Raw genomic sequence first — 14,619 nt, forward strand, 5'->3', positions numbered from 1 at the left:
AAAGAAATCTTTAAATTTACTCGCTAAAAACCGTCAAATTTTATTATTTAATAAGCAACATAATAATACTGCTTACAAACTATGGAAGCTCGCCCGTTAGCCATATGGGTAAAGCATCATCAGGTCATTCATCTAATTGAGCAAGAGAAATACCACGATGAGTTATAAATGATGGCATTTTAAATTAAATTTGGTGCTATTTAGGCCTTATAAAGCTTAATCCTACGGACTTGGTAATCGAATCTTTAGGCGTATACCTTAAACAAACAAGTAGCGGCGGATTCAAGACCTGACTGCAACCTATATCATGAATTGATGCTGGTCCATTATGGCTCAAACATAATGGACAAATGAACGGCTAGTTGTTGAGGAGAATAGCGATCTCGCAACATGGTAATGGCCACGTCAAAAAGCTCAACATCATGTACTCGCTTAAGTTTAGGCCGACAGCGCAGTCGCCGTACTTTCATTTATTTCTGCGCCGAATCTAGGGTAGCTCTCATCACAAACGCTATTGCAGCGTACCTCGCGACTGATGCTAGAAGGAGAAGACTGTGCTACTTAGCAATTTCGCGCAGACTCAGTTCTTGTAATAGGTCTATGCTGATCCTAATCTACTGGTCAAGGTTAAGTTGATTACGGCATATGTTGTACCTTACCAAATTGGTCAGGTGTTGTAGTCAGAATTTAAGCCAGCCGCTTGCTAATCTAAAGAACACAAACAACTAAGTAAGGAAAACAAGTAACCAGCTATTCGCTGTTAAAAACCCTTTTTCACAAAAACAAAAAAGGCCACTTCAATAAAGTGGCCTCAAATACAGATTTTATCTGGTCGGGACGGAGTGATTTGAACACTCGACCCCTTGCACCCCATGCAAGTGCGCTACCAAGCTGCGCTACGCCCCGATAACCAGTAAATATACCTTACTCGTTTATTTTTGTGAAGCTTCTTTCGGCTTAACAAAATTTATTGATCTGTATCTTGACAAATAATTTTACTCTCTACTAAAAGCAGAATAAAATCATTTTAACATCACAATATAATCAACAATGGAAGTTTAAAATGAAAAAACTATTAGCTTTAACACTACCTATCAGTTTTATTATGCTGACAGCTTGCCAAAGTTCAGCAGATAAGGAACCTGAAACAGTGGTAGATATGGCAAACCCGGCCAGCCTTTACTGCATTAAATCTGGTGGAGAGTCCATTTTAAAACAAGATGCTGAAGGTAATACCATTGGCTGGTGTCGCTTGGCCGACGGGACATTAATTGAAGAGTGGGAGCTGTATCATAAAAACCATCCTTCCTAATATAACAAAAGGGAAAGACAGGGCTGATAACAACGTCTTGCTTTCCCTTTTACCTATTTAAAAAAACGTTTAATGAGTGAGCCAAATCCGCTACTACCTTTACCTGTTATTTTCCGCACATAAGGCGCGTAGTCTCTATCATCATTTTTAACATGACTCATAAGCCATAGGCCAATATAGATTTTTACCTGTTCTGCTACCTTGAAGGGATCTTCCCCTGTTTCAAGTTTATCAACATACTTTTGCGCTCTTTCTTTGAAGGTATTATGAATTCTCCGATGCGCTTGAAGTAAGGGATAACCGGCTTGCTCCATTAAGCTTTCTTCAAAAGTATTATGTGAAATAGCATAATTTACCATTCCATTGACCACCATAGTTACCTCGTATGGATTTTTTGTTTTCAAGGCATGATCAATTTCGTCAAAGTATGCAAATAATTGCTTGTGCTGTTGGTCAATAATATCTATTCCAAGCTCGTATTCAGGAGACCACCGTAAATCTAGAACACTCATATTAAATACCATTTAAACTAATATTTAAATAATAGACTATATGTGAAGAGCATCACATGACCATAGTCAAATTATGCTAATCAAAATAATTTAATTATAAATAATATATAAAGTTTGAATGCAACCGTAATATATGCCCTGTTCTAACCTTATTCAACTCTCTCTAGGATCATTGTATTTCTGCACTTGTTGCATTTTGTATAAGAAAAAATAGATCTTTAGTCATAATTTCTGCAAAGCTGCCCCTAAGTCGTATTGGTTTTTTTCAGCTTACCACTAACAATTAACCTAGCTTTCATAATTTATATGTTTGTAAAGGGTCGCTCTATGTGGATTGAGGAAAAAAAACTAGAAGGACTTTTCGTAACGCTAATTCCATTGGCGTTTGAGCATCTTTCAGCACTCCAAGAGATAGCCAATGATGATGAGGCCGAACAACTATGGTTTGCAACTTTACCGAAAAAGGAGCAGATGTCATCTTACATTGCCAAAGCACTTGATGAAGCCCAGAAAGGTAATATTGCCTATGTAGTGTTTTGTAATGAAAGCCAGCGCATTGTAGGCACTACTCGTTATTATGCTGTAGATGAGCACAATAGACGGGCAATGATTGGCTATACATGGTACCACTCATCCGTTCGTCGAACGCCTGTTAATACAGAGGCTAAATTCTTACTCTTGCATAACCTATTTGAAAATCATGCGGCTATTGCTGCAGAGTTTCGCACGCATACACATAACTTCGCCTCTCGCTCAGCAATAGAACGCTTAGGCGCGAAACTAGATGGCATATTACGCAACCATATGATTTTACGCGATGGCAGTTATCGTGACACCGCTGTATATTCCATCATAAATACAGAATGGGCTGCTATTAAACCTAATTTATTGTTTAAACTGAATCAGTATAGCGCTCCCTATGAAGAGCAATACAGCGTTTAAATGGTAATAACAATACGTGAGCCTGCGGCTACTTTGGCTTGCCAAGCGCGCTCAATATGCGCGAGCGGATGCGAGTCATATTCCACCACTAAAGCGCCCTCAGCAGCTAGTTGAAACATTTTTGGCAAGTGCTGTTTATGATAATTTTCTAACTGCTCAGCGCTAATACTGCCAAAGCCTGATCCTAATAAGCTAATGGGTTTACTTCGTAAGCTACTTGAGGCTAAGTCTATAGTTGCGCCAGCCATTTGCCCAATAGTGACTAAGTTAACCGCTTTAGGGCAATTGTTACCCAACACCTGCAACAGTAACGCCGTTGGCCGCCCCCACAGATAGTCGAGAATATGGTCTATTGGGTGGGTATTTTGTAAAGTTTCTAATTGCTGGCAAATTTCTTCTTCAGTATCTAACAAAGAAACACATTGATCAGCCCCTAACTGCTTTAAATAGGCTAGGGACTCAGGGTTGCGCCCTGTGGCAATAATATAGCTAGCGCCGCGTAACTTAGCTGCTTGCACTGCCATACGGCCAGATACGCCCGTTGCACCATTAATTAACACAACCTGCCCTTGTTGCATTTGCGCACGGTAAATTAGTGCAGCATCTGACCCTAGCAGCGCATTAGGCAAAAGTGCGGCGATTTCACTAGATAGATTATCAGGCACCGTCACATAGTTATCAGCCGCAACCAAGGCATATTCAGCCAGCATACCGGTTAACCCTAGAGCATAAATGCGCTGCCCATTGTCTAGTATGCCTACGCCATCAACGCCTACAGTCGTTGGAAATTGCTTAAAAGTGGTGTAATGCTTACCGCTGACTTTTAGTTTATCAAGCTGTTTTATAGTGGCTGCTTGCATTTTTACCAGCACTTGATTGGCTTGAGCGATAGGTTTGTCTATTTCACCATAGACTGGAATATCGCCCAATTGCTTGAGTACTGCTGCTTTCATACATCCTCCATAAAAAAGCTGGCAGTTACGCCAGCTCTTAAAGGTTAAACAACTTCTAAGTTTGCCATCATACCTAGTGTTTCATGCTCTAGGATATGGCAATGATACATCCGCATACCTTTACCATGATGAATAACATTAAAAATAATGGTTTCATAGGGCTTGAGGTTGATAGTATCTTTCCATGCTACATAAGGCTCAGCCACTTCACGCTTATTTAAGATACGCGATACCACTTGAAACTGCGTACCATGAATATGAAATGGATGATCCATATGCGAGTTATTAAACACTCGCCATTGTTCAACAACACCTTCTTGGCTAGTTTCGTCAATACGATCCATATCAAAAACCTTGCCATTAACCCTAAACATCTGTTTTAGATGATGCATACCCATTCCATTGGAATGATCCATCACTTCTGAAAACTCAATATTTTTATAAGCTACTGGAGCAATTAGCGCTTTAATACTGCGCAGCTTCGTTGGTAATTCAGCGCGCTTATTAGCAATGCTAACAGAGGCTAGCTGGCTATCTATAGGTTGATCTTTCACCATCATTTTGCTGCGATCATAATAACGGTTAAGTAACGAATAGGTGCCCGCTTTCTTTGTCAATACAACAACTTCAACCCGTTCAGCCGGCGCCAGCAAAATATCATCTTGGGCGGCCAACGGTTGTTCTAATAAACCGCCATCAGTACCTACAACCACTAACTGACAATTGGGGATATGCAAACGCAAATAACGTGCAGCGCAAGCATTCCAAATACGAATACGCTCATTACCTTGCAAACTAATGTTAGGGTTTAGCTGCCCATTAATAAGCACAAACTGCCCTTCACGCCCGTTCATCCAATCAAGCATTGTGTTTTGGGGAATAGAAGCATCAGCATCTAGCCTTAGGTCTGAAATTAACCAATGCTGTTCACTGAGGTGCGCTAGAGGATCCGTTTTACTACGTACCACTAGGCTACCTGCTAAACCTTTAGCTACTTGCTCACTCACCAACTCATGCGGATGCGGATGATACCAATAAGTACCAGCGCAATCTTTGGCCAAGGTAAAGCGATATATACGTTCTGAACCTGGCTCTACAGGTTCCATTGGATGGCCATCCTGATCAGCAGGAACGGGCAAGCCATGCCAGTGCAATGTAGTAGGCTGTGGTAGATTATTCTTAAATCGAATCTCTAGTGTGTCGCCTTCATTTACAACTATTTGCGGCCCAGGTACTTGTCCGTTATACAGCCACATTTTTGTGGGTTTACGATCAGCCAAAGTCAATGTGGTTTCATCAGCTGTAATAGTGGCTTTAAATACCCCAGGCTGACGACTTTCATTTCTAAGTACAGGTAACGCAGCTAGCGGCAAGCCAGAAGGCATTTTATCTAATGGCATTAACGCTGTACTTTTCCCCATGGCCATCCCATGTTGGCTATGATCCATTGCTGCCATATCATGCTTAGCGCCATGCATAGGCATTGCCCAAACCTTTTGAGCGACCAACGCAAATGCACCAACACCTAATGTACCCTGAACAAAGTTTCTCCGTTTCATGTCCTGCTCCTTATAGTTATAGATTGGTAAATAATCCTGTTGGATTACCCTCTTTATCTATTTGCAGAACATTTAAACTGCCTTTTTTCTCTGGCCCCATGCCCGGCGAGTTATATGGCATACCAGGTAAAGCTATACCTCGAATATCAGGTTGATTAGCCAGCATCATATCAATTGCTTCTACTGGTACATGCCCTTCTACAACATACTTACCAAAATCAACCGTATGGCAACTAGCTACTTGGTCTGTTGCAAATTTCTTTTTCACTTGATACATGTTGTCGCTATTCACACGATTAACGCTATAGCCTTTTTCTTCTAAGTATTCGGCATAAGCCTCACAGCAGCCACAGTTAATGTCTTTATACAGCGTGACACTTTTCTCTTGGGCAAACACAGGCTGGGCTAAAACAGCCGTAATTAATACAGTGATAGACAATAATGTTGAACTACGCATGATGTTCTCCTAATTAATAAAAAATAGTTTTAAATTAATTAGGCGAGCTTGGGTGGAGGTGTATCAGGTATTCGATTACGCTCAATCACACGCTCGCTATAAAGTACAGTGACCGTTGAGTGAACTAACTGAGGAAGAATAAGCGCTGTAGATAGGGTTTGCATGTAAACAGAAGCACAGCTGTGTGCTGATATTATGCATTGTATTGAGCAATCTGCTGTGAGTGACCTGTCCATGTCGCAAGCGCCATGCGCACTCATCACGCAATCGGCGGGCATCGACATATTTTGCGTTTCGTAAGCATTCACTAAGGATATGCCAGACAATAACAAAACCATAGCTAATAAATAGCAATGAATAGATTTGATATTAAGCCTGTAACGCCACATACGCTTGTGTCCAATTACTTGATAAAAAGGTATTTAATAAATAATACCCATACTTTAATCAAGCTAATTTAACACAGCTTAGATTATCACTAAATTAAGCCTTTTCTAATTCACATTAAATAAATGTGGGTTTACGCAAAATACTGCTATCCACTGTCGTTAATTGTGTTTTTCCGCAAAACGCCATGCTCAAATCCATTTCTTTCTGTAGTATTTCTAGCACGCGGGTTACTCCCTCTTTGCCATAAGCACCCAAGCCGTAAATAGGCGCACGCCCAATAAGTACGCCTTTAGCACCTAAAGCAATACTTTTTAGAATATCTTGTCCTGTACGAATACCGCTATCGAGATAAATTTCAATCTGTTGGCCAACAGCGTCAACGATCTCAGGTAACACACTAATAGTTGATGGCGCACCATCTAGCTGTCTACCGCCATGATTAGAAACCACTAAGGCGTCAGCACCAGCCATTACTGCACGCTGAGCATCTTCAATTTCCATAATGCCTTTAATGACAAGCTTGCCACCCCATTGCTGTTGGATCCAAGCTACATCATCCCAGCTTAAGCTAGGATCAAACTGTTGATTTATCCAAGTACCAAAAGAGGACATCCCCGCCAAGTTATCGACATGTCCTTCAATATTACCAAAGCTGCGCCGCTTGGTTTGTAGCATTCGCCAGCACCAAGGTAATTTGGTTGCCATATTCAACAGATTGATTAGATTAGGTCGATTTGCACCTAAACCATTTTTAATATCTCTATGCCGCTGACCTATCATTTGTAAATCAACAGTTAACACTAAGGTTGAACAACCTGCGGCTTTCACTCGCGCAATTAAATCTTGCATAAAAACGCGATCTTTCATCATATACAGCTGAAACCAAAAAGGACGCTTTGTTGCTTTGGCAACATCCTCAACCGAGCAAATGCTGACTGTCGACATAATATAGGGTACACCAAAGGCTTCTGCTGCTTGGGCAGCTAGTATTTCGCCATCAGCATGCTGCATACCTAATAAACCCGTTGGAGCTATCGCAACCGGCATAGCCACCGCCTCGCCAAGCATTTGGCTATGCAAACTGCGAGCACTCATATCCACCAATACCTTCTGACGAAAAGAGTAATGGTTAAAATCCCTCTCGTTCTGTTGATAGGTATTTTCTGTCCATGAGCCAGAATCGCAATAATCAACAAACACTTTTGGCACACGCCGGCGATATATTGCTCGCATATCCGCTATACAGGTCACCTTGCTTAAGTCTTTAGCCATAAACGCCTCGTTTTCTTCTTGTTAGTTGGTTAAGCCATTTAGAATCGAGCATTCAGCCCTTGCATCACCATGGCAACTATCAATCCATTGCGCCAATTGATTGCGCATTTGTTGTAGTTGCTCAATATTTTTATCTAACTCAGCTAAATACTGTTGCGCTAATGCTTTTACATCAGCGCTTTGCCGGTCATCTTGATGCCAAAGCTGTAATAACAACTTAATACGCTCAAGCGAAAAACCAAGATCACGAGCGCGTTTAATAAAGGCTAAGCTTTCTAAATCAGTGGCACTATAAATACGATAACCTGCGTCTGTACGCTGTGCTGCAGGTAAGAGTTCGATTTGCTCGTAGTAGCGAATCATTTTAGCTGTAATACCAACAGCTTTAGCCGCTTCTCCAATATTCATAATGCCACCTTTTTTTAAACGTAAACAGCTTTATAACGACGCAAACGTAAAGCGTTAGTTAACACAAAAACGCTCGATAATGCCATTGCTCCTGCGGCAAATATTGGAGATAACAGCATGCCATTAATGGGATAAAGAACTCCAGCCGCAATAGGAATTAAAGCGCTATTGTAAGCAAACGCCCAAAATAGATTTTGCTTAATATTGGCCAATGTGGCTTGTGATAAGCCAATAGCATTAGGCACGCCGGTTAAATCGCCACTCATCAGCACTACATCAGCCGCTTCAATGGCAATATCGGTTCCTGTTCCAATAGCTAAACCAACATCGGCACTGGCTAAAGCGGGTGCATCATTTATCCCATCGCCAACATAAGCAAGACTACCGAACGCTTGCTGTAGTCGTGTAATAGCAGCCACTTTTCCATCTGGTAACACTTCGGCGACGACTTCATCAATATTGAGCTGTTTGGCTATTGCTTGAGCAGTATGGCGATTATCACCTGTGATCATGGCAACTTTTAAGCCTAACTCATGCAAGGCCGCAATGGCCGCTGGTGTGCTGTCTTTAATAGGATCAGCAACAGCAATGATGACAGCTAGTTTGCCAGCAATAGCAGCATATAATGGCGTTTTACCTTCTTCGGCTAGACGTTGTGCTTGCTCAGCAAAATCGGCAACATTCAACCCCAGTTTTTGCATGTAGCGATCAGCTCCAATTTCAACGCGCTGCCCTGCGACCACTGCCTCAACACCAAAGCCTGTGATTGAATTAAACTGTTCCACAACCGGAAGTTCGAGTTGTTTTTCTTTTGCAGCTTGCACTATGGCCTGTGCAATCGGATGCTCTGATTGATTTTCAACAGCAGCGACCAACGCTAATGCCTGATTAGATTCAACATCTGCTTGACAGATAAAATCTGTCAGCTCTGGGCGCCCTTGAGTTAGAGTCCCTGTTTTATCTAAAGCCACCACTTTGGCGTCTTTAAGTGACTGTAAAGCCTCACCTTTTCTAAAAAGTACGCCCATCTGTGCTGCACGTCCTGTACCTACCATAATAGAGGTTGGCGTAGCCAAGCCCATCGCACAAGGACAAGCAATGATCAGTACAGCAACTAGGTTAACTAAAGCAAAGCTGAGCGCTGGTTCTGGTCCAAAAATTAGCCACACCACAAAGGTCAGTAGTGCTAGCAACATCACTACAGGCACAAACCACAACGTAATACGGTCAACCAAGGCTTGAATAGGCAGTTTAGCCCCCTGTGCTTGCTCAACCATGCGAATAATATTTGCTAATAAGGTATTGGCACCCACTTGCTCTACTTTATAAGTCAAAGCACCCGATTGATTAATGGTACCGCCTATTACTTGGCTGCCTGTGGTTTTTTCAACAGGCACAGGCTCACCACTAATCATAGATTCATCTACATAGCTTTGCCCGTTGAGTACAACACCATCAAGCGCTATACGCTCGCCAGGTTTAGCTAATAAAATATCACCGACTACAATGGCATCAATGGGCTTTTCAATATTCTCGCCCTTTTCCACCACTACGGCAGTTTTTGCTTGCAACCCCACCAAACGCTTAATTGCTTCTGAGGTATTACCTTTGGCCTTGGCCTCCATAAAGCGCCCTAGCAAGATTAATGCAACAATAACGCCTGCTGATTCGTAATAGACATTAACCGTACCTTCAGGTAGAAGATGTGGAATAAAAGTAGCCACTACCGAGTAGCTATAAGCCGCTGTAGTACCCACAGCAACCAGTGAGTTCATATCAGGCGCAAAATTAACTAAGTTTTTAAAGCCTGTTTTTAGAAACCCCATGCCCGGCCCAAACATAATGAGGGTTGCCAGAACAAACTGGAAATACCAGCTATTTTGCATACCAATGTTTGACTCAACAAAGTTATGCATTGCAGGTATCATGTGTGAAAACATTTCAAGAATAAATAGTGGTATTGCCAGCACAGCAGCAAAAATTAGGCGTTTTTTCAACTGTAGCTGCTCAGCCTGTTGCCGGGTTGCAAGCTCATCTGTGGTTTGCTCCCCCTCTGCAATTAAATGGGCTGTATAGCCTCGTGCGCCTACTGCCTGCACTAGCTGATCAACAGTTACGCCCTCTAATACACGCACACTGGCGCGTTGAGTTGCCAAGTTCACATTAGCTTCAAGCACACCTACTACATCTTTAAGCGATTTTTCGACACGCCCAACACAGGATGAGCAGGTCATACCTTCTATACTTAGTTCTAATTTTTGCTCAATAAGCGTAAAGCCAGCTTTTTCAACGGCAGTCATTAGCTCACTAGCTACAACAGGGGCTTGATAACTAAAGCTAGCTTTATGCGTAACTAAATTAACACTCACATCGCTTAGTTGTGATAAAGATTTAAGAGCTTTCTCTACCCGTCCAACACATGATGCACAGCTCATTCCTTGTACACTGACTTGCATTTTTTGATCACTCATACCAACCTCGATTGAGAGAAACTAATCCATGTCTTAAAGCTTAAAGCTTGACACAAGGTTAAGGTCAAGCCTTGTTTAATAACGCGCAAGAACTTATTCCTCAAAAAACACTCTTAGATACAACTTTTAAACAGGTAACTATGATGGACACAAAGGTTAAAACACTGATTGGACTAAGCCTGCTGGCAGCTGCAGCGCCAAGTTTTGCAATAAGCATCAAAGATGCACCCATTAATCAAGTCACAATTTACCCTAATGGTGCTGTTGTTGAACGCACACTTTTGGTTAAACAAGGTCAAACTCAAGTTACGCTAGATGACCTTCCCCACACTATTGATATTTCACGCATAAGCCTAAGCGCCAATAACAATATCCAAATCGGCAGTATTACCACTGAATCACATAACAAAGAAGAAACTAAACACCCTCTACAACTTGAGATTAAAAAGTTAAAAGCACAAATTGCCGAAATCAACATTGAAGTCCAAGCCGCTCAGCTACAGTTAGAGTTTTTAAAAAACCTATCTAACAACACTGAATTAAAAGGTGCAGAGCTCAATCAATCGCAAAACTTACGCAACCAAGCTAAAGAAGCTTTACAAATCAGCCTAAAAGCTGAGCAGCAAAAAGAAGAGTTAAATCATAAAATTGCTGAACTGAACAAAGAATATCAAAAAGAACGCGCATCTACGCAGCTCATTATTGAAACGAGTGCTGCTCAAGATGGCAAGATTGAATTGAGCTACTATGTGCCTCAAGCTAGCTGGCAGCCTTATTATCGTGCAGCGCTAAACACACAAAAGAAACAGCTTTTATTAGAACGCAAAGCCTTTGTACGCCAACAATCAGGCGAAGATTGGAGCAATGTAAAGCTTATCCTGTCCACCGATAACCCTCGCGCTAACAGCCGTAATATCACACCTAGTTCTTGGTACTTAGGTATTCAGGAAGTAAAAGCAGAGGCTGAAAGCAAAAGGTACGCCTATGAGACTACGAAACAAGCTTCACTATCTGCACCCATTGCATCGGCGAGTAAGGCTCAAGCTTCCTTTAGCTATAACCAAATTAACACCCCTTACGCAACAAGCTACCAAGCTGATTATAAGCTCAGTATCGCCAGCTCTGGTAAAAATACAGATGTTAATTTAGCTAAAACAGAATACCCGGTTGAGTTGAGCGTTCGTGTAGTACCTGCATTAACTACTGATGCCACGCTTAATGTGACTATCCCCGAACTTACAGGCATATGGCCACAAGGTGCTCTTAAACTTTATCGTGATGGCAACTTTGTTAACGAAGCCATTTTAAATACCCAAGCAACCGATTACCGTACATTAGCTTACGGTCAAGATACTCAAGTTGTAGTGCAGAATATTAAACATCCGAAAAGTAATAAAGACACTGGGGTATTTGATAAACGAAGCCAGAGAAGCACCAGTCAAAGTTATATTATCCAAAACAAGCATAATCAGCCGATGGATATTGTGTTGCTAGAAAGCGTCCCTCTTAGCCAGCATGACGAAATTAAGGTAACGACTAAATTTAGCCGTCAGCCAACCAGCACAACATGGCAAGAACAACCAGGTATTTATGAATGGAAAAACACACTACCTGAAAATAGCAGCTTCACACTGGATATAGATTATTCTTTTGATTACCCAAGAGAAGCTCCAGTATACGGCTTACCTTAATTAATATCGATGTTATTAGCTTTAGCCTAGGTTAAAGCTAATAACCTTGCCAAGGCGAAACCTTGCCACAATCTAAACAACGGATACTTTGTTTTATTGGCAAAGGTAATTTAATAAAAATCCACAGAAAAAAGTTGGGTGCTTTGCCTTGTGTAAAGGCTTGAGTATTTGTGCTTTGACAATGGGGACATACAGCTGCGTCATAGCCTTGCTCTTCAGCGAGCAACTCACTTTGATCTTGCGCTAAAACGGCTTTTGCTTGTTCTACATCCCCATGCTGAACCTGCAAACGCACACCACCTAATGCATCACTATATAACCAGTTCATATTAATGGTGTGTTCATCTGCCACAAAAGCTGGAATACCTTCAGACTCTAGCTGAGCTTTAGCAATATGCGCTTCAAATGGAAAACTATAACGAGCAATAGTCACTAGCATAGGCTTCCCCCTGATTCACGTTTATAATGCGATTTGACTAATGTATCAAAGTAAACACTGGTACTTATATGTTTAAATATTATTTTATTCTCATTATTAAAAAACAATGGTTTTCCTTTACCTAATACAATAGGAATACGTGTAATAATCAGCTCATCAATTAAGTTTTCAGCTAGAAAATTTTGGACTGTATTGCCACCATCAATATACAGCCTTTGATAGCCTAACTCCATTAAGTACTGACTAATAAATCCTGGACTTCCTTTAAGCAACTGTACATTATCAGGCAACCCCAGAGGTAAAGAAGTTAATTGAGTACTTAGCACAAAAACAGGTTTATCATACGGCCAAATACCACCAAACCCCATCACTGTTTCAAAGGTCGTGCGCCCCATAACAACAGCATCAATACTGCTCATAAAGTCTGCAAAGCCATAATCAGATTGACCAGGATTTTCTACACAGTTAAGCCAGTCAATGTTTCCATTTTCATCAGCAATAAAACCATCAATGCTAGTAGCTATATATACAATATTAGTCATAACTATTAAAAACTTTCCTATAATTTATAGCCAATAATATACTACATACGATAAACACAAAAATAGCAAGGAAACATATGAAAGGTATAGAGAGTTCAATAAAACCTTTTCGGGTCTGAGTTTAATGGCAGCTATTCTGTTTGCCTCACTGCTTTTGAATTAATTATTTGAAGACCTTTTTAACGAGTTTTCTGAGAAGGGCTTTGAAGGAGGTGGTTATGATTGGGAGTCCGTGGCTAGAGTTTTTCTTGAGGATAAATTACCCGCATTAGCAGATGATATAGAATTTGATTCAGAGGCTGGTATGTTCTGCGCTCGCTCAACCAATAAAACAGCATTAAAGCAGTTTGCTAAAGCACTCAAAGCAGCTACAGAAGACCTCTCATTAATGCGCGAGTTACTCAGCCTTGCTGATCCTGATTAAATAGGCAAACTGTGCCTAGTTTAGGCACAACTCCCGCTCAAGCACACACTTAATCACCGCTGTAGATACGCGTATAGTTTGCAAACTCTGTGCCTGCAAGGTCACGCTCAATAACACTTTTAGCTAACTCAAAATCTACCACTAAATTGCAAAGTTCAAGCACATTACTGCCAATATTACCACCCTCACAACGCCCCAATCCTCGCCAACCTAAGGCTTCATTCATGCGTTCTTCTAAGTGATGACGTTTTTTAAGATTTTCAGGTGTAATAAAGCCTTCAATAGCATACTCAACAAGTAAAACACATTGCCCTTCTTTCTCTTCAAATCCATTAGCTAGCTGCATTTGTATTTCTAGCGCTATACGTTCTTCTACTGTTTGAGTTCGCGTACTTTTAATTTTTTTTATTTTTCCTTCGCTACCGACAAGCCCCCAATGCACAATATGAGAGTGCCCATGGCGCCAAGTTTCCCAATACTCTTTTTGGGTGCCTGAAAATTTATAAAGTTTTAGCATATACCCTCCTTGGCTATACCTGTAATTGGCTTGCGCGAATATCTCCTTAATCTCATCTATTAGTTTGCGCTTACTTTTTATACTAGCTCCATTCTTTTTTATCTATTAAATTCAGACTAGCTACCTACAAATATAGATTTTATTGACTCACCTCTAAAATTGAAAACTTTTTAGTAGCTTTCAAAAACAGAAAAGGGAGCTACAACTCCCTTTCTAAAAAATTACAAACACTATTTACACGCTCTTTTATCATCCAGTACTTTCATAGCCACCTGAAAATACTTTTGTTGGATGTTAGGATCTCTTTTAGACGCCCGCTCTAAATCTTTGGCATTTGAAATGCCCAGCCTTTTCATGCTTTTAACACCTGTAATTTCGGCCTGCACTTCACACTCGCACACCCGACTAGCTGTTTTATGCTGCTGTGCCCGCTTATTAGCGTCATAGCCTAAGTCATTTGAAATATGAATACGATAGCAACTATCATAAACTCGCTCAAAAGTAGTTCCATTATAGGGGTTTGCTGCACCTCTCCCCCCTGCATAGGTTTGCGCTGTCAATGCAAGCAAAATACAACCAGTCAGAATGCCTAAGCTTTTTTTCATGTGCTACCCCATATCTATAGAAAAATCGCATACAGTTTAGCAAATATAAGCCTGATTTATTAGATAATTATCTATAAATAGTCTATTGTGCAAAATAATTTAACAGTTCTGGAAAAACCTTATAC

General features: G+C 41.0%; 15 protein-coding genes, 1 tRNA gene and 1 pseudogene. 4 read left to right on the plus strand and 13 right to left on the minus strand.

The genetic code is table 11. From position 1 onward, the window contains the following. Window positions 1-829: 829 nt before the first annotated feature. Window positions 830-906: transfer RNA gene (locus VQ643_RS15445), tRNA-Pro, on the minus strand. A 157-nt stretch (window positions 907-1,063) separates the two neighbouring features. Between VQ643_RS15445 and VQ643_RS15450 the strand changes: the two genes are divergently transcribed. Beyond that, window positions 1,064-1,312, plus strand: a complete 249-nt coding sequence (locus VQ643_RS15450; RefSeq protein WP_414201238.1) for a DUF333 domain-containing protein — start codon at window positions 1,064-1,066, stop codon at window positions 1,310-1,312. Window positions 1,313-1,365: 53 nt separating this feature from the next. Here VQ643_RS15450 and VQ643_RS15455 read toward each other — a convergent pair whose 3' ends face one another. Beyond that, window positions 1,366-1,824, minus strand: coding sequence for a bacteriohemerythrin (locus tag VQ643_RS15455; protein ID WP_414201241.1), 459 nt, complete (start codon window positions 1,822-1,824; stop codon window positions 1,366-1,368). 327 nt (window positions 1,825-2,151) lie between these two features. Here VQ643_RS15455 and VQ643_RS15460 point away from each other — a divergent pair, with 327 nt between their 5' ends. Further along, window positions 2,152-2,766, plus strand: a complete 615-nt coding sequence (locus VQ643_RS15460; RefSeq protein WP_414201244.1) for a GNAT family N-acetyltransferase — start codon at window positions 2,152-2,154, stop codon at window positions 2,764-2,766. On the opposite strand, the gene VQ643_RS15465 is transcribed toward VQ643_RS15460, so the two are convergent. The 7 genes from VQ643_RS15465 to VQ643_RS15495 all read right to left on the minus strand — a co-directional run bounded on the left by VQ643_RS15465 (window position 2,763) and on the right by VQ643_RS15495 (window position 10,276). Further along, a complete protein-coding gene (locus VQ643_RS15465) occupies window positions 2,763-3,719 on the minus strand; it encodes a quinone oxidoreductase family protein (protein ID WP_414201247.1) in 957 nt (318 codons plus the stop codon). The two genes, VQ643_RS15460 and VQ643_RS15465, sit on opposite strands and share 4 nt — an antisense overlap. Before the next feature lie 44 nt (window positions 3,720-3,763). Beyond that, window positions 3,764-5,278 (minus strand): multicopper oxidase family protein, encoded by a 1,515-nt coding sequence (locus VQ643_RS15470; protein WP_414201250.1) that lies wholly within the window; start codon window positions 5,276-5,278, stop codon window positions 3,764-3,766. Between the two features lie 16 nt (window positions 5,279-5,294). Further along, the gene (locus VQ643_RS15475) at window positions 5,295-5,735 is read right to left on the minus strand and encodes a DUF411 domain-containing protein (protein WP_414201252.1); all 441 of its coding nucleotides are present in this window, start codon (window positions 5,733-5,735) and stop codon (window positions 5,295-5,297) included. Window positions 5,736-5,773: 38 nt separating this feature from the next. Continuing rightward, window positions 5,774-6,124, minus strand: coding sequence for a hypothetical protein (locus VQ643_RS15480; RefSeq protein WP_414201255.1), 351 nt, complete (start codon window positions 6,122-6,124; stop codon window positions 5,774-5,776). A 115-nt stretch (window positions 6,125-6,239) separates the two neighbouring features. Beyond that, window positions 6,240-7,397: an L-lactate dehydrogenase gene (locus VQ643_RS15485; protein WP_414201258.1), complete on the minus strand. Its 1,158-nt coding sequence runs from the start codon at window positions 7,395-7,397 to the stop codon at window positions 6,240-6,242. A gap of 21 nt (window positions 7,398-7,418) precedes the next feature. After that, on the minus strand, window positions 7,419-7,805 hold the full coding sequence (gene cueR / locus VQ643_RS15490; RefSeq protein WP_414201261.1) for a Cu(I)-responsive transcriptional regulator: 387 nt from the start codon (window positions 7,803-7,805) through the stop codon (window positions 7,419-7,421). 14 nt (window positions 7,806-7,819) lie between these two features. Next, on the minus strand, window positions 7,820-10,276 hold the full coding sequence (locus VQ643_RS15495) for a heavy metal translocating P-type ATPase (RefSeq protein ID WP_414201264.1): 2,457 nt from the start codon (window positions 10,274-10,276) through the stop codon (window positions 7,820-7,822). A gap of 71 nt (window positions 10,277-10,347) precedes the next feature. Between VQ643_RS15495 and VQ643_RS15500 the strand changes: the two genes are divergently transcribed. After that, window positions 10,348-11,967 carry a mucoidy inhibitor MuiA family protein gene (locus tag VQ643_RS15500; RefSeq protein ID WP_414201267.1) on the plus strand — a complete coding sequence of 540 codons (1,620 nt, stop codon included), beginning with the start codon at window positions 10,348-10,350 and terminating at the stop codon, window positions 11,965-11,967. Window positions 11,968-12,004: 37 nt separating this feature from the next. Here VQ643_RS15500 and VQ643_RS15505 read toward each other — a convergent pair whose 3' ends face one another. Together VQ643_RS15505 and VQ643_RS15510 are read right to left on the minus strand one after the other, a co-directional pair. After that, window positions 12,005-12,406 (minus strand): DUF2007 domain-containing protein, encoded by a 402-nt coding sequence (locus VQ643_RS15505; protein WP_414201269.1) that lies wholly within the window; start codon window positions 12,404-12,406, stop codon window positions 12,005-12,007. After that, window positions 12,400-12,948 carry a dihydrofolate reductase family protein gene (locus VQ643_RS15510; protein WP_414201272.1) on the minus strand — a complete coding sequence of 183 codons (549 nt, stop codon included), beginning with the start codon at window positions 12,946-12,948 and terminating at the stop codon, window positions 12,400-12,402. The genes VQ643_RS15505 and VQ643_RS15510 overlap by 7 nt, the downstream gene beginning before the upstream one ends. A gap of 193 nt (window positions 12,949-13,141) precedes the next feature. On the opposite strand from VQ643_RS15510, the pseudogene VQ643_RS15515 reads away from it, so the two are divergent. Further along, window positions 13,142-13,372, plus strand: a pseudogene (locus tag VQ643_RS15515) (Imm51 family immunity protein); the annotation flags it as partial. A 49-nt stretch (window positions 13,373-13,421) separates the two neighbouring features. Here the strand turns inward: VQ643_RS15515 and VQ643_RS15520 are convergent. Both VQ643_RS15520 and VQ643_RS15525 read right to left on the minus strand, forming a co-directional pair. After that, entirely contained in the window at window positions 13,422-13,889 is a 468-nt protein-coding gene (locus tag VQ643_RS15520; protein WP_414201275.1) for a hypothetical protein, read from the minus strand. A gap of 230 nt (window positions 13,890-14,119) precedes the next feature. After that, window positions 14,120-14,494, minus strand: a complete 375-nt coding sequence (locus tag VQ643_RS15525) for a hypothetical protein (protein ID WP_414201278.1) — start codon at window positions 14,492-14,494, stop codon at window positions 14,120-14,122. Window positions 14,495-14,619: the final 125 nt, after the last annotated feature.

Origin of the sequence: Pseudomonas sp. F1_0610 (assembly GCF_047470865.1) — a bacterium.
Classification (GTDB): domain Bacteria; phylum Pseudomonadota; class Gammaproteobacteria; order Pseudomonadales; family Pseudomonadaceae; genus JAZDRH01.

Coding starts and splice junctions, on each gene's coding strand:
- VQ643_RS15480 (WP_414201255.1), bottom strand. CDS start 6,124: ATGTGGCGTTACAGGCTTAATATCAAATCTATTCATTGCTATTTATTA.
- VQ643_RS15510 (WP_414201272.1), bottom strand. CDS start 12,948: ATGACTAATATTGTATATATAGCTACTAGCATTGATGGTTTTATTGCT.
- VQ643_RS15525 (WP_414201278.1), bottom strand. CDS start 14,494: ATGAAAAAAAGCTTAGGCATTCTGACTGGTTGTATTTTGCTTGCATTG.
- VQ643_RS15485 (WP_414201258.1), bottom strand. CDS start 7,397: ATGGCTAAAGACTTAAGCAAGGTGACCTGTATAGCGGATATGCGAGCA.
- VQ643_RS15475 (WP_414201252.1), bottom strand. CDS start 5,735: ATGCGTAGTTCAACATTATTGTCTATCACTGTATTAATTACGGCTGTT.
- VQ643_RS15450 (WP_414201238.1), top strand. CDS start 1,064: ATGAAAAAACTATTAGCTTTAACACTACCTATCAGTTTTATTATGCTG.
- VQ643_RS15460 (WP_414201244.1), top strand. CDS start 2,152: ATGTGGATTGAGGAAAAAAAACTAGAAGGACTTTTCGTAACGCTAATT.
- VQ643_RS15495 (WP_414201264.1), bottom strand. CDS start 10,276: ATGAGTGATCAAAAAATGCAAGTCAGTGTACAAGGAATGAGCTGTGCA.
- cueR (WP_414201261.1), bottom strand. CDS start 7,805: ATGAATATTGGAGAAGCGGCTAAAGCTGTTGGTATTACAGCTAAAATG.
- VQ643_RS15505 (WP_414201269.1), bottom strand. CDS start 12,406: ATGCTAGTGACTATTGCTCGTTATAGTTTTCCATTTGAAGCGCATATT.
- VQ643_RS15470 (WP_414201250.1), bottom strand. CDS start 5,278: ATGAAACGGAGAAACTTTGTTCAGGGTACATTAGGTGTTGGTGCATTT.
- VQ643_RS15465 (WP_414201247.1), bottom strand. CDS start 3,719: ATGAAAGCAGCAGTACTCAAGCAATTGGGCGATATTCCAGTCTATGGT.
- VQ643_RS15455 (WP_414201241.1), bottom strand. CDS start 1,824: ATGAGTGTTCTAGATTTACGGTGGTCTCCTGAATACGAGCTTGGAATA.
- VQ643_RS15520 (WP_414201275.1), bottom strand. CDS start 13,889: ATGCTAAAACTTTATAAATTTTCAGGCACCCAAAAAGAGTATTGGGAA.